14 protein-coding genes are annotated in these 13,581 nt (G+C 43.4%); 10 read left to right on the forward strand and 4 right to left on the reverse strand.

The window, feature by feature from the left end; all coding sequences use genetic code 11:
• Positions 1-85: 85 nt before the first annotated feature.
• The 7 genes from DBR43_RS18470 to DBR43_RS18500 are packed head-to-tail and all read left to right on the forward strand — an operon-like array spanning position 86 to position 5,476.
• Positions 86-1,216, forward strand: a complete 1,131-nt coding sequence (locus tag DBR43_RS18470; RefSeq protein ID WP_124583463.1) for an NAD(P)/FAD-dependent oxidoreductase — start codon at positions 86-88, stop codon at positions 1,214-1,216.
• Complete coding sequence (locus DBR43_RS18475) at positions 1,213-1,935, forward strand: methyltransferase domain-containing protein (protein ID WP_124583466.1); 723 nt, start codon at positions 1,213-1,215, stop codon at positions 1,933-1,935. The genes DBR43_RS18470 and DBR43_RS18475 overlap by 4 nt, the downstream gene beginning before the upstream one ends.
• Positions 1,932-2,984 carry a type III polyketide synthase gene (locus DBR43_RS18480; protein ID WP_124583468.1) on the forward strand — a complete coding sequence of 351 codons (1,053 nt, stop codon included), beginning with the start codon at positions 1,932-1,934 and terminating at the stop codon, positions 2,982-2,984. Before DBR43_RS18475 ends, DBR43_RS18480 begins: the two co-directional genes overlap by 4 nt.
• A gap of 26 nt (positions 2,985-3,010) precedes the next feature.
• Positions 3,011-3,457, forward strand: coding sequence for a 3-hydroxyacyl-ACP dehydratase FabZ family protein (locus DBR43_RS18485; protein WP_124583470.1), 447 nt, complete (start codon positions 3,011-3,013; stop codon positions 3,455-3,457).
• Positions 3,450-4,727: a beta-ketoacyl-[acyl-carrier-protein] synthase family protein gene (locus tag DBR43_RS18490; RefSeq protein WP_124583472.1), complete on the forward strand. Its 1,278-nt coding sequence runs from the start codon at positions 3,450-3,452 to the stop codon at positions 4,725-4,727. Before DBR43_RS18485 ends, DBR43_RS18490 begins: the two co-directional genes overlap by 8 nt.
• 30 nt (positions 4,728-4,757) lie before the next feature.
• The gene (locus DBR43_RS18495; protein ID WP_124583474.1) at positions 4,758-5,012 is read left to right on the forward strand and encodes a phosphopantetheine-binding protein; all 255 of its coding nucleotides are present in this window, start codon (positions 4,758-4,760) and stop codon (positions 5,010-5,012) included.
• The gene (locus DBR43_RS18500) at positions 5,009-5,476 is read left to right on the forward strand and encodes a 4'-phosphopantetheinyl transferase superfamily protein (RefSeq protein WP_124583476.1); all 468 of its coding nucleotides are present in this window, start codon (positions 5,009-5,011) and stop codon (positions 5,474-5,476) included. Before DBR43_RS18495 ends, DBR43_RS18500 begins: the two co-directional genes overlap by 4 nt.
• On the opposite strand, the gene DBR43_RS18505 is transcribed toward DBR43_RS18500, so the two are convergent.
• From DBR43_RS18505 to DBR43_RS33230, 3 genes are all read right to left on the reverse strand, one after another.
• The gene (locus tag DBR43_RS18505; protein WP_124583478.1) at positions 5,467-6,363 is read right to left on the reverse strand and encodes an exopolyphosphatase; all 897 of its coding nucleotides are present in this window, start codon (positions 6,361-6,363) and stop codon (positions 5,467-5,469) included. The genes DBR43_RS18500 and DBR43_RS18505 overlap by 10 nt on opposite strands.
• Before the next feature lie 5 nt (positions 6,364-6,368).
• Positions 6,369-8,426 carry a polyphosphate kinase 1 gene (ppk1, locus tag DBR43_RS18510; protein ID WP_124583480.1) on the reverse strand — a complete coding sequence of 686 codons (2,058 nt, stop codon included), beginning with the start codon at positions 8,424-8,426 and terminating at the stop codon, positions 6,369-6,371.
• A 111-nt stretch (positions 8,427-8,537) separates the two neighbouring features.
• Entirely contained in the window at positions 8,538-9,317 is a 780-nt protein-coding gene (locus DBR43_RS33230; protein ID WP_199757089.1) for a hypothetical protein, read from the reverse strand.
• Positions 9,318-9,445: 128 nt separating this feature from the next.
• Here DBR43_RS33230 and DBR43_RS18520 point away from each other — a divergent pair, with 128 nt between their 5' ends.
• Both DBR43_RS18520 and DBR43_RS18525 read left to right on the forward strand, forming a co-directional pair.
• On the forward strand, positions 9,446-9,937 hold the full coding sequence (locus DBR43_RS18520; protein ID WP_124583482.1) for a YajQ family cyclic di-GMP-binding protein: 492 nt from the start codon (positions 9,446-9,448) through the stop codon (positions 9,935-9,937).
• A 76-nt stretch (positions 9,938-10,013) separates the two neighbouring features.
• Positions 10,014-10,448 carry a GNAT family N-acetyltransferase gene (locus DBR43_RS18525; RefSeq protein ID WP_124583484.1) on the forward strand — a complete coding sequence of 145 codons (435 nt, stop codon included), beginning with the start codon at positions 10,014-10,016 and terminating at the stop codon, positions 10,446-10,448.
• Here the strand turns inward: DBR43_RS18525 and DBR43_RS18530 are convergent.
• On the reverse strand, positions 10,445-11,758 hold the full coding sequence (locus DBR43_RS18530; protein ID WP_124583486.1) for a nicotinamide mononucleotide adenylyltransferase: 1,314 nt from the start codon (positions 11,756-11,758) through the stop codon (positions 10,445-10,447). The genes DBR43_RS18525 and DBR43_RS18530 overlap by 4 nt on opposite strands.
• A 96-nt stretch (positions 11,759-11,854) precedes the next feature.
• Here DBR43_RS18530 and DBR43_RS18535 point away from each other — a divergent pair, with 96 nt between their 5' ends.
• Complete coding sequence (locus tag DBR43_RS18535) at positions 11,855-13,573, forward strand: ABC transporter ATP-binding protein (protein ID WP_124583488.1); 1,719 nt, start codon at positions 11,855-11,857, stop codon at positions 13,571-13,573.
• The last annotated feature ends 8 nt before the right edge of the window (positions 13,574-13,581 follow it).

Below are 13,581 nucleotides of genomic sequence, written 5' to 3' on the forward strand. Positions count from 1 at the left end.
GCATCTGCTCTATAAATCCCGGTCTTCAGTTCAAAGAACAATTCTTTTGCTACCTTGTTATTAGGAAAACGCTTATCTATCGGTTATGGAAACCAAAATGGACATTCTGATTGCAGGAGGAGGATTAGCGGGATTGACCGCAGCAATTCATCTTTTAAAATCAGGATTCCCCGTTACAGTTATCGAAAAGAATACGTATCCTCAGCATAAAGTATGTGGTGAATACATTTCAAATGAAGTTCTTCCTTATCTGGAATGGCTGGGCCTGGCCATTCACAATGCCGCTCCCAGCAGGATTCAACATTTCCAGATTTCTACAGCTGAAGGCCACTGCCTGAATGCCGTCCTCCCCCTGGGAGGCTTTGGCATGAGCAGATACCTGCTGGATGCACTCCTGTACGAACATGCAGTCGGCCTTGGCTGTAAGTTTATTCATGAAACCGTCAGCGACATCCGTTTTAACGACGATGAATTTCAGGTAAGCCTGGGAAATAAACAAGTCATTTCTGCAGGAATTGTGATTGGTGCCTATGGAAAACGAGATGGCTTAGATCAGAAATTATCGCGCAACTTTATTCAAAAGAAATCACCATGGCTGGCTGTAAAAGCGCATTATGAAGGGCCTTTTCCCGATGATCTCGTTGCCCTTCATAATTTTGACGGCGGATATTGTGGCGTTTCCAAAGTAGAGGACAACCGGATCAATATCTGTTATCTTGTAGACTATGCTTCTTTTAAACGCTACAAAAGTATTCCAGAACATCGAATGCAGGTATTGTATAAGAATGAACATTTAAGAAAGATCTTTGAAAACTCCAGAATGCTGTTCGATCAGTCTCTGGTGATCAGTCAGATTTCTTTCGATCCTAAAAATGCGGTATCGCAACACGTGTTGATGATTGGAGATACTGCCGGATTGATTCATCCGCTTTGTGGAAACGGGATGGCCATGGCGATCCATAGCGCCAAGCTCTGTGCAGAATCGGTGATCTCTTACCTGGAAGGCAAGACCAGTACCCGTAAAAAAATGGAAACACAATATGAGGCCTTGTGGAAAAAGCATTTCAACAAAAGACTGGTTACCGGAAAAATAATCTCCCGAATTCTGAGAAAGAAGCAACTCTCCGCCAGATTACTCCGTATATTAATAAAATTCCCTGCGCTGTTACAGGCACTGATTAAGCAAACCCATGGAAAACCCATAATGGCCAAATGATGGTAAATACCTCCCAAAGAAGCGAAGCCCCGGAAATCATGGATGATTTTTCCATGGAGGGAGAAATATTGAGGGATGCGCTGGATAAAATTGCCGGGATCAACCGGCTTCTTGGCGGGAATAAGGTAACCCTGGACGGCCTGCAGCAATTACTTCGCAACGGCCAGGAACAGGGCCGCGGAAGGGAAATCAGCATTCTGGATGTAGGTTGTGGAAATGGGGATATGCTAAGGACCCTCGCTGATTTTGCCAAAAAAAACAAATTGAAATTCAGGCTTACCGGTATAGATGCCAACCCTTTTACCATTGGTCATGCCCGGCAATTGTCTGCAGGTTATGAGCAGCTGGATTTCCGTTGTGCTGACATCTTTGAAGAAATCCGCTCAGAAAACAAATACGACCTCATTTTATGCACCCTTACCTTGCATCATTTTAAAGATGAGGAAATTTTAACATTGCTCAAAGGCTTTAAACAACGTTCCAGATTAGGTATCGTGATCAATGATTTGCAGCGCAGTGCCCTTCCCTATTACCTGTTTATCGCATTATGCTTTGTCTTCAGGCTCAACAGCATGTCGAAACAGGATGGCCTGGTTTCGATTTTAAGGGGATTTAAAAAGGCCGATCTCCAACGTTACTCCAATCAATTAAACTTTAAACACACCAGCATCCGATGGAAATGGGCTTTCCGCTACCAATGGATAATTCCGTCAATATGAGTGTAAAAATCAAAACCCTGGCGAAGTCACTGCCTGGATATTCCAGAACAACAGCCGAGATCCTGCCTTTTTTGGATGCCTGGCTGTCCGGACAAGAGGACCGGTTTGTGCGAAAAGTAAAGAAGATCTTCGAAAATGCCATGGTAGACCGAAGGTACTCGATCATGTCGCCGGAAGAAGTTTTCAGTCAGCTGTCTTTTGAAGAAAGGAATGACATCTATATCCGTGAGGGCATTCAGCTTGGTACTGCAAGTTTAAAGCTGGCTTTAGAACAGGCATCCTGGAAAGGATCAGATTTAGATTACATCATTACTGTAAGCTGTACCGGCATGATGATCCCCTCGATGGATGCTTACATCATCAACAACCTGAAACTAAGACAAGACATTGTGCGTTTGCCTGTTACAGAAATGGGCTGTGCCGCCGGCATCTCCGGAATCATTTACGCCAAGAACTTCCTGCAGGCAAATCCCGGAAAACGTGCCGCAGTGATTGCTGTAGAGTCCCCTACCGCAACTTTTCAGCTGAATGATTTTTCTATGGCCAATATCGTGAGTGCAGCGATCTTTGGAGATGGGGCAGCCTGTGTATTGCTGTCTTCTGATGAAAGTGATGAAGGACCTGAAATCATTGGGGAAGAGATGTATCATTTTTATGATACGGATCAACTGATGGGTTTTCACCTGAAGAATACAGGTTTAACCATGGTGCTGGATGTCGCTGTTCCCGAACAAATCGAGCTGCATTTTCCTCAGATCATCCATCCTTTTCTTGCAAAACACGGAGTGAGCATCTCAGAGATCGATCATTTGATATTCCATCCTGGAGGCAAAAAAATCATACAGGTGGTAGAAGAATTATTTAACAAAGTTGGGAAAAACATCGACGACACCAGGGAAGTATTGCGGCTATACGGCAATATGTCGAGCGCAACAGTCCTTTACGTACTGGCCCGTTTCCTGGATCAGCCGCAAAAAAAAGGAGATCTTGGACTGATGCTAAGTTTCGGACCTGGTTTTTCTGCACAGAGAATATTATTAAAGTGGTAAATTAGCGGATTAATTATAGAAAAAACATGAATACAGCAGAAATACTAAGCCACTTACCTTATAGCAAACCATTTTTATTTGTTGATGAATTGCAGCACATTGATGAAAACGGCGTGACCGGATCCTATACTTTTTCTGAAGATCTGGACTTTTACAAAGGTCATTTCAAGGATCATCCGGTAACACCAGGTGTAATTTTAACAGAAACAATGGCACAGATTGGTTTGGTTTGCCTCGGTATTTATTTGACAGCAACCGCAGCGGCAGGTGTTCCCGGACATGTAATGCTGACCTCAACCGCGATCGATTTTATGAAGCCTGTTTTCCCGGGAGAAAAGGTAACGGTAACTGCAGAAAAGGTTTACTTCCGTTTTAAAAAATTAAACTGTACCGTTCAGATGACCAATGCAGCAGGCGAAGTGGTTTGTAAAGGAACCATAGCAGGAATGGTGACCAATAAAATGAATGCCTAACAGAGTCGTCATCACCGGTCTGGGTGTAGTTGCACCAAATGGGGTTGGATTAACCCCATTCCTGGAAGCCATACGACAAGGCCATTCCGGTATTGCGCATGACCCGATATTGGAACAGCTTCAGTTTTCCTGTCAGATTGCAGGGAAACCGGAGCTTTCCCAATCATTAATTACCGGGTATTTTTCGGAACTGGAATTGAAAAACTTTAACAGTTCCGGAATTCTATATGGTGTTATTGCTGCGATGGATGCCTGGCAAGATGCCGGACTCCACGTTGCAGCAACAGCAGAACCGGACTGGGATAGCGGAACCATTTTTGGAACAGGCACTTCCGGGGTTGATAAATTCCGGGAAGCTGTTTATAAGATCGATGAACTTCAGGCCCGTAAACTGGGCAGTAACGTAGTGGGCCAAACCATGGCCAGCGGCGTCAGTGCATATGTTGGCGGAAAGCTGGGACTGGGCAACCAGGTCAGCACCAATTCTTCTGCTTGTACAACGGGCACAGAAAGCATTTTAATGGCTTATGAGCGCATCAAATCAGGTCAGGCGACCAGAATGCTTGCCGGAAGCACCAGCGACAGCGGGCCTTATATCTGGGCCGGATTCGATGCCATGCGGGTTTGTACCTTTAAGCACAACCAATCGCCTGAGCAGGGCTCCAGACCAATGAGTGCCAGTGCCAGCGGTTTTGTTCCGGGAAGCGGTGCCGGGGCGCTGGTCCTGGAATCACTGGAAAGCGCGCTTTCCCGGGGGGCCAGGATTTATGCAGAGGTACTTGGAGGAAACCTGAACTCCGGCGGACAACGTGGTACAGGAACCATGACTGCCCCAAATGCCATCGCCGTGCAACGCTGTATTGCAACAGCCGTCCGGAATTCAGGCATTGAAGCAAAGGACATCGATCTCATTAACGGCCACCTTACTGCTACCTCTAAAGATGCCCTGGAAGTAGAGAACTGGAGCATCGCCCTGCAAAGATCAGGCACCGGTTTCCCTTTCATCAATTCTTTAAAATCCATGGTTGGACATTGCCTGAGTGCTGCAGGAAGTATAGAATCTGTAGCAGCCGTATTGCAGCTGTATCATGGTTTTATTGCACCGAACCTCAACTGTGAAGATTTACATCCGGAGATTACGGACAGAATAGATTCCACTAAAATCCCTCAGAAGATGATGACTAAAAATATTGAAGTCATTGCAAAGGCAAGCTTCGGATTTGGGGATGTAAATGCCTGCATTATTTTAAAAAAACATATTGCCTCCTGATCTGTTTGATAGAGGTATTAAGGATTAAACATGGACAGACAGTTATTACTCTCGAAATTAAAAACCATTGTTGCCAGCTACAGTCATGACAAGGATGCATTAGAATACCTCAGCGAAACCACTGATTTCACGAAAGACCTGAAGATCAATTCTGCCAATCTGGTGGATGTTGTGCTGGATGTCGAAGAAGAGTTCGACATTGAAATAGACAACCTGTCTATGGAGCGTATGCTCAACGTCAGCGCAGCCATAGAAATCATTGAAAGTAAATTGAAAGAGAAGTGATCGGAAACGATATTGTTGATTTGCTTCAGGCAGATGCCGAGAGCAACTGGCGCAGAAAGGGCTACCTCCAAAAGGTCTTTTCTTCGGAAGAGCAGCAGCTCATTCATAGCGCTTCTAATCCCTGCCAAATGGTCTGGCTGCTGTGGAGCATGAAAGAAGCTGTTTATAAGATTCATTCCCGAAAGAAGAACTGGCAGGCTTTTGCTCCCGGAAAACTGTACTGTTCGGAAGTAAAGATCAGCGGACAATGTGCAAGCGGCGTGGTAACCTGTCAGCGGATCCGGTATTTTACCCAAAGCTCCCTATGTCCTGATTTTATTCATACCATAGCTGGAGAAAGTTTCCCCATTGAAGCCGCAAGCATCAGGATCAGCAGTTATGATCCTTCAGACCTGAGTTATAGAAACACGGCTCCGGCCACAGTGAGTCACCATGGCCGATACCTTGCTTTAGCTTATTTATAGGCCGGTTGAACCAGGTTTTCTTCAATCAGCAGATTGATAATTCCATCGGCCATTCCTACTTTAGGCACATAAATTTGTTTGATGCCCGTCCATTTTAACAGCGTAATGTATATTTCACAGGCCGGAATGATTACATCTGCGCGATCCGGGTTCAGTCCAAAAACCTGAATTCTTTCTTTTAAAGAATGTGCATTCAGGTTATTATAAAGGCCCTTTAACTTTAGGAAAGACATTGGCATCCCTTCTTTCTCATCAGACATGCGGTACAGCTTATTGATGTTTCCACCTGTACCGATGGCCGCCATATTTTTCAAAGTTTTGGTATTCTCTTTTACCCAAAGCTTCATCTCTTCCCAGGTCTCTTCCCGGTCCTGGTTGTCAAGGATTCTGATCGTTCCAATATCAAAAGATTTAGAGGCGATCGGAATGCGGTTTACAAAGACTGAAAGCTCTGTGCTACCTCCGCCTACATCAATGTAAAGATAACTTTTCTTGTTGTCCAGGTTCTCTTCAATATGATTGGAATAGATAATATTGGCTTCTCTTTGCCCCTCGATAATTTCCAGGTCAAGGTCTGTCAGTTTTTTTACTTTTTTAATGATCTCGGCTCCGTTATCCGCTTCACGCATTGCGGAAGTGGCACAAGCCAGGTATTTAGAGACCTGATATACGTCCATCAGGTTTTTGAAAGCAGCCATTGTTTTCAGCAGCTCTTCCATTTTACGCTCAGAGATCCGATGGTCTAAAAAGGCATCATCTCCCAGTCGCAGGGGAACCCTGATTAAAGTATTCTTTTTAAAACCGAATCCTTCGTCAGTTTTTGTGATATCAGCAATTAATAACCTAACGGCATTTGACCCTATATCTATAGCAGCATATCTAAGCATTGGTTTTATTGATGTTTATTTTTTAAATAATTGTAGGTCTGCACCTGCGCCCTAACTTTTGTATTGATTCTGTTTTTATGGTATTTATTGTTGTTCAGCTTCGTGATGTCACGGGCTTTCACATTGTCCTGTAACTGGAATTCGATGATGTCTCTGATTTCCTGTCTGACTTCCTTATCCAGCACAGGAAAACCTACCTCTACCCGGTGCTCAAAATTCCGGCTCATCAGGTCGGCAGAAGAAAGGAACATTTCTTCTTTTCCATTATTCCCGAAGATAAAGACCCGGGCATGCTCCAGAAATTTATCGATGATGCTGATCACGGTAATATTTTCACTAAAACCTGCAATTCCCGGTACCAGGGTACAAATCCCCCTTACGATCATTTTGATCTGAACCCCGGCATTGCTTGCTTCATATAATTTCTCCACCACACCTTCATCTGCGAGGCTGTTTACTTTCAGGATCATATAAGCCGGCTTGCCTTGTTTGGCAATCCTTATTTCCCGATCGATCAGGCCGTAGAACTTTGTTCTTGACTCTAAAGGAGAGACAATCAAATGCTTGAATCCGGTGGCCACTGTCTTTTTATTTAAAGCAGTAAAAAGTTTCAGCAGGTCGAGGGTGATTTCTTTTTTGGAAGTAAAGATGCTATGGTCACAATAGATCCTGGCTGTTTTCTCATTGAAATTTCCGGTCGCAAGGTTGGCATAATAAACTGCCCTTCCTTTTTCCATTCTTTTCACCAGGCAGATTTTGGAATGCACCTTATAATCAGTGAGGCCATAATTTACATTGACCCCTTCTTCTTTGAGCCTGGTGCTCCAGAAAATATTTGCCTGTTCATCAAACCGGGCTTTCAGTTCTACCAGACAGTTTACTTTCTTGCCATTTTTAGCGGCATTGATCAGGGCATTGACTACCCTGGAATTTTCCGCCAGACGGTAAAGCGTAATGTTAATTTCTGCTACTTTCGGGTCGATTGCTGCTTCTCTGAGGAACAGAATGATGTAATCGTACGACTGGTAAGGCAGGTTGATCAGGTAATCCCTTGTGGCCAGTTTATTAAAGATACTTTCCGTACGGTGCAAGCCTGCTACTTTAATTGCCGGGTTTGCTGCGTATTCCAGTTCTTTGCCCCCTACGTTCGGGAAGGAGATAAAATCGCCAAACCTATGGTAACGGTTTCCGGGGATCAGGCTTTCTGCTTCAATCTTCATTTTATTCACGAGTACGGTCAGCATCTCGAAAGGCATTTCCGTATCGTAAAGCAAGCGCATTGGTTTTCCTTTTTTACGTTTATCAAGGCTGGTTTTCAGTTCTTCAATAAACTTATCGCTTACATTTTTATCGATGTCCAGCTCCGCATCTCTGGTCAGCTGGATGGAATAAGCATCAAGCTCATCGTAGTTAAAAACATAGAATATATCGTCCAGGCAGTATTTGATAATGTCTTCTGCGAGGATAATGAACTTAAGACCATTGGTTTCCGGTAAGACCAAAAACCTTGGAAGGTCCGGAGGCAATTCAATCAGGGAATACCTTGCACTTGTCTTGGACGACTTTTTAGACAATCTTACGAAAAAGTACAGGTAGCGGTCTTTGAGTTCCGGGAAAGGCTTATCCAGGTCCACCATAATGGGAACAAGGTTGGAAAGGATCTTATCACGGAAATGGTTTCTTACGAATTCTCCCCTGGCTACGTTGAGCTGGGTTTCATTAAGGATAAAGATCCTGTTTTGTGCCAGTTCATTGATCAGGGTGGCCTGAAACAGCTGCTCGAACTTGCGTTCCTGTTTGACCACAATATTCTTTATTTCATTTAAGATCTTTTTGGGATTGAAGCCCAATAAGGCCTTTGCTTTTTCGTTTAGGTTTGCTAAACGACTCATTGTGGCTACCCTAACCCTATAAAACTCTTCCAGATTGGACGAAAATATAGACAGGAACTTGATCCGCTCAATCAGGGGAACCGTTTCATCTGCAGCTTCCTGCAAGACCCGTTCGTTAAAATATAACCAACTGATCTCTCTATTTAGAAATGGTGCCTTTTTTCTCGTCATGTATAAAATAAAAAAATCCCTGTAAGAAACAGGGATGCTCAAAACTGCAAATTCTATTGTTAAGTAATTGTTAATTATTACCTAACCATAGAATTAAAACTTAACCTCCCGCTATTTGCTCTCTGCTACATCCTTGACAGGTGTTGCAGGTGCTGCGGCTGCTACCTCAGGTTTTGCCTCAGGAGTAGTTTCCGCTTTTGCCGGAGCGGCTTTCGGAGCAGCAGCTTTTGGCGCTGCAGGCTTAGCAGCAGCAACAGGTTTCGTTGCCGCGGCCTTAGGGGCAGCAGGTTTCTTCGCAACAGCAGGTTTTGCCGCCGGCTTAGCCGCTGCTTTTGCAGGTGCTTTTGTTGCCGCAACCACTTCTTTTTTCACTTCAACAGCATTTTCAGCTACTGCTTTAGCTGCCGGCTTTGCTTTAGCTTCTACTTTTTTAACGGTTTTTGCAATGGCATCAGCCGCTTTTTCTTCCGTAGCAATTGCTGCAACTTTCACGCTCTGAACTACCGGTTTAGCTTTCGCAACGGCTTTCTTAACCACCTTCTTTGCATTCTTAACGTCTTTGGAAACTTCTTTCTTTACCTCTTTTTTTACAGACTTGGCTTTCTTCTCCGCTTTCTTTCCGGCTTTCTCTGCTTTCTTTTTAACGGTATCGCTTGCTGCAGCTGCTTCTTCCAGTTTTTCATTCACTGCTTTCCTTACTTCCAGGAATTTCTTAGACAATTTTCCAGCTACAACTTTACTTGCTTTAGCAATATCGTCACCTATTTTCTCGGCATCATGGCCTAAATGTTTTACTACTTCAAAGAACTTATCGCTAAGACTCTTTTCCAATTGTTTTTTGGCTGCCTTTTTATCAGCTTTCTTCTGTACTCTTGATTTATTGCCTTTCATATTCTTTTATTTATAAGTTTTATTGTTGATCGTATTCTTTGTTTAATGTTTTATATTTGTGAGAACAACCCTCAACGGGTTAATTTTTACGTTAAATCTAATATATTTTTTATTCTAAAGCTATAATCATGCCCACTTTTGATATTGTAAGTAAAGTTGACGCGCAAACTTTTGATAACGCGATGAACAATGCAAAAAAAGAAATCCTAAACCGTTATGATTTCAACACTTCTAAAAGTACGATAGACCATGATAAGAAGACCAATCAAATCACTATTGTAACAGAGGATGATATGCGTTTAAAGGCAATTCAAGACGCTATTATTTCCAGAATGGTTAAACAAGGACTGGATTCAAGCAGTCTTGATTTTGGTAAAGAGCAATATGCTTCAGGAAATATGATCAGAAAAGAGATCTCTGTAAAAGAAGGTATTGACAAAGAAACCGCAAAAAAAATTGTTGCAAAAATAAAAGCCAGCGGACTAAAAGTTCAGGCTTCGATGATGGATGACCAGGTTCGTGTACAGAGCAAGAGCATTGATGACCTTCAGGCAGTCATTTCTCTTTGCAGAGGCGAAGACTTCGGACAGCCATTACAATTCATCAATATGCGTAACTAATCGTTGTTACCTCATCTTATTTAAAGGAAAATCCTAAGATAAGATGAGGTAATTTTATAAGTATAAACCGATACTCATGGAAATTATTGATAGTGGTTTTATTTATTCAGACGACCCACAGAAAATAGATGCTGTTGCGGTCCACCATTACCTGAGCACCCAATCCTACTGGGCGCAGAATATCCCCTTAAAAACAGTACAGAAGTCTATAGACAACTCTCTTTGTTTTGGAATCTATAAAGATTCAGCACAGATTGGATTTGCCAGATGGATTACAGACAAGGCCACCTTTGCCTACCTTGCCGATGTATATGTATCGGAGATCTACCGCGGACAGGGCCTCTCTAAAAAACTGATGTCCCTCATGCTTTTCCACCCTGACCTGCAGGGATTAAGAAGATACATGCTCGCCACCATGGATGCTCATGGATTGTATGAACAATTTGGCTTTAAGCACATAGAACATCCGGAAAGGCTGATGGCGGTAGTCATCAAAGACGCTTACCTTTAAACTGTTTTCACATCTCCTTCACTGTAATCCCTGATATCGGCAATGTATCCGTTCAGGATCAGGAAGTCGAACAGTGGCTTTGCATCCGGTGTTACCGGCATGTTGGCACTGGTAATGACCGTATTGGTCTTTTTATCTAAAAACGGATAAGCGAATAAACGCACGTTCTTGCTGAACATATCACTCACATAGCTCAAAAGCTGACTGGAATAATTCTCTCCGAAATTACTGGAATTGAACACAAATTTAAGGTTGTTGATGTTCGTAGAAATCCCTACACTTTTCGGTTTGCATCGGTCTAAATATTTAGCCAGTTTATTGTGCCTTGTAAAGTTAGACACCATCACGAGGTTGCCCGTTTTGCACATGTCTTCTGCTCTTTTGGCCACTGCTTCCAGGTCAAAGCTTTCCGGCTCTTCATCTCCTGCACTCAGTACATTGGACATCAGAACTTCAATCAATACACTTAAATTTTCTTTGCTCACACTCTCAGAGCGCACAAACTGATCCACCGCCTTATTTAACATGCTAAAGTTAGGATTCGATTTCTGTGCGTATTTGGTCCGCAGGATCATGATGTCCTTTTTGTACAAAAGGTCTTTCGGCAAACAAGGGTTCCCAAGGGAATCAAATATGGCCGCATCCGAAAAATCCTTCACAATCAGGTAAAGGTTCAAAAGGATGTTATTGATGTTCTTAAATGCAGGTCCGTTTACAGAGATTAAATCGATCTCCACAGAACCAACAGTCAGGTTATCTGCCAGAGACTCGATCATTGTTTTCGGGTCCTGGTTATAGTAGAAAGCAGCATAAACAAGGTTTACGCCTATAATTCCCAATACATTCTGCTGCAAGGCAGCATCGGTATCAAGTAACCTCACATGGAAAAAAATCTCATTGGGCTCCCCTCCCGGCTCTGCCTGGAAACGGATTCCGATCCAGCCATGCGGATCATTGGATTTGTTATAATTTAAAGTTGTTACCGTATCTGCAAAGGCAAAGAAAGTACGGTCATCGTATTTCTCCCCGTTTAACCTTTCGTTTAACAAGGCAAACTCATGGCCCAGCATTTTCAATAACCTGGATTGACTCACATATCTCCCTGATTCTTCGACACCATAGATCGCATCACTAAAGGTCATATCATAAGCAGACATGGTCTTTGCAACCGTTCCTGAAGCAGCCCCTGCGGTAAAAAAGTTACGGGCCACTTCCTGTCCTGCACCAATCTCTGCAAAGGTTCCGTAGATCTTAGGGTTTAAGTTAATCTTCAAAGCTTTACGCTTGGTATCCAGAATTTCTCTTTCCATTTTGCAAAAATAACACAATAACGCGGATTTCAGGCCATAAAATTGCCTATCTTGATCTCAATTTTTTTAAGATCAAAACACTACCTTGGTTGTCAGATGCTAAACGTTAAAAACCTCGACATACAATTCCTGAATAAAGAAGACAAATCCTGGCTAAAAGCTGTGAATGACATCAGTTTCCGGCTGGAAAAAGGAAAAGTACTCGGAATTGTCGGGGAGTCCGGATCAGGGAAATCGGTGACTTCATTTTCTATCATGAGGCTCCATGATCCGGAAAGCACAAAAATTACCGGCGACATTGAGTTCGATAAAATTGACCTGCTTGCTTTATCTCCTGCAGAGATCAGAAAATACAGAGGCAATAAGATTGCGATGATTTTTCAGGAACCGATGACCTCGCTGAACCCGGTATTTACCTGTGGCTATCAGGTTCAGGAAGCGATCATCCTGCATCAGCATACCAGCAAAAGCGAAGCACGGGAAAAGGCCATAGAATTGTTTAAAGAAGTGCAGCTCCCCCGTCCTGAGCAGATCTTTGAAAGCTATCCGCATCAGCTTTCCGGCGGACAGAAGCAAAGGGTAATGATTGCCATGGCACTGAGCTGTAATCCGGAACTGTTAATCGCCGATGAACCGACTACAGCATTGGATGTGACCGTTCAGAAAACGATCCTGGAGCTGTTACTGAGGATAAAAGAAGAACGTCAGATGGCCATGATCTTTATCTCGCATGATCTGGCCGTTATCCGCGAGATTGCGGATGAGGTGGCGGTGATGTACAAAGGAAATATTGTAGAACAGGGGCCGGCAAAACACCTGTTTGAATCGCCGGAACATCCCTATACCAAAGGACTGCTGGCCTGCAGACCTGATCCCAAACATTTGTTAAAGAAACTGCCTGTTGTTGCAGATTTTCTAAACGAAAATAAGGATATGGCGGTTGCTCATTTATTGAAAAGCAATACCTATACTGCTTTGGAAATTGCAGAAAGAAGAAAAACACTGTATGCGCAGGCTCCTATCCTTCAGGTAAAAAACCTATGCACCTGGTATCCGGTAAAAAAGGGCCTATTCGGCAAAACGACAGACTTTGTAAAGGCAGTAGATGACATCTCCTTTGATATTTTTCCAGGAGAGACACTAGGACTGGTCGGTGAATCCGGTTGCGGTAAAACCACCTTGGGCAGAAGTATTCTGAGATTGGTGGAACCTACTTCAGGAGCCTTATTGTTCGAAGGTACAGACATCCTTTCCCTGAATAAACCTTCGTTAAGAAAAATGAGAAGAGAGGTACAGATTATCTTTCAGGACCCTTATTCTTCTTTAAATCCCCGGTTAACGGTAGGCAATGCACTGATGGAACCTCTACAGGTTCATGGGGTATTTGACAATGACAAACAGCGAAAAGCACATGTACTGGAATTGCTGGAACGGGTAGACCTGAAAGCGGAATACTTTAACAGATATCCACATGAGTTTTCAGGAGGGCAACGTCAGCGGATTGTGATCGCAAGGGCATTGGCACTCCAGCCGAAATTCATTATCTGCGATGAATCGGTCTCTGCGCTGGATGTATCGGTACAGGCCCAGGTATTGAACCTGCTGCGTCAGTTGCAGCAGGATTTCGGATTGACCTATATTTTCATTTCACATGACTTGTCGGTGGTCAAACACATTTCAGACCGAATGATCGTCATGAATAAAGGAAAAGTAGAAGAAGCGGGTTTTCCGGAAGACATCTACAATCATCCGCAGGCAGAATACACTAAAAGATTGATTGCAGCCATTCCGGGGCGGAATTCTGACAAGGTTTAACTTCAACT

It is taken from the genome of Pedobacter sp. KBW06, assembly GCF_003852525.1.
Classification (GTDB): Bacteria; Bacteroidota; Bacteroidia; order Sphingobacteriales; family Sphingobacteriaceae; genus Pedobacter.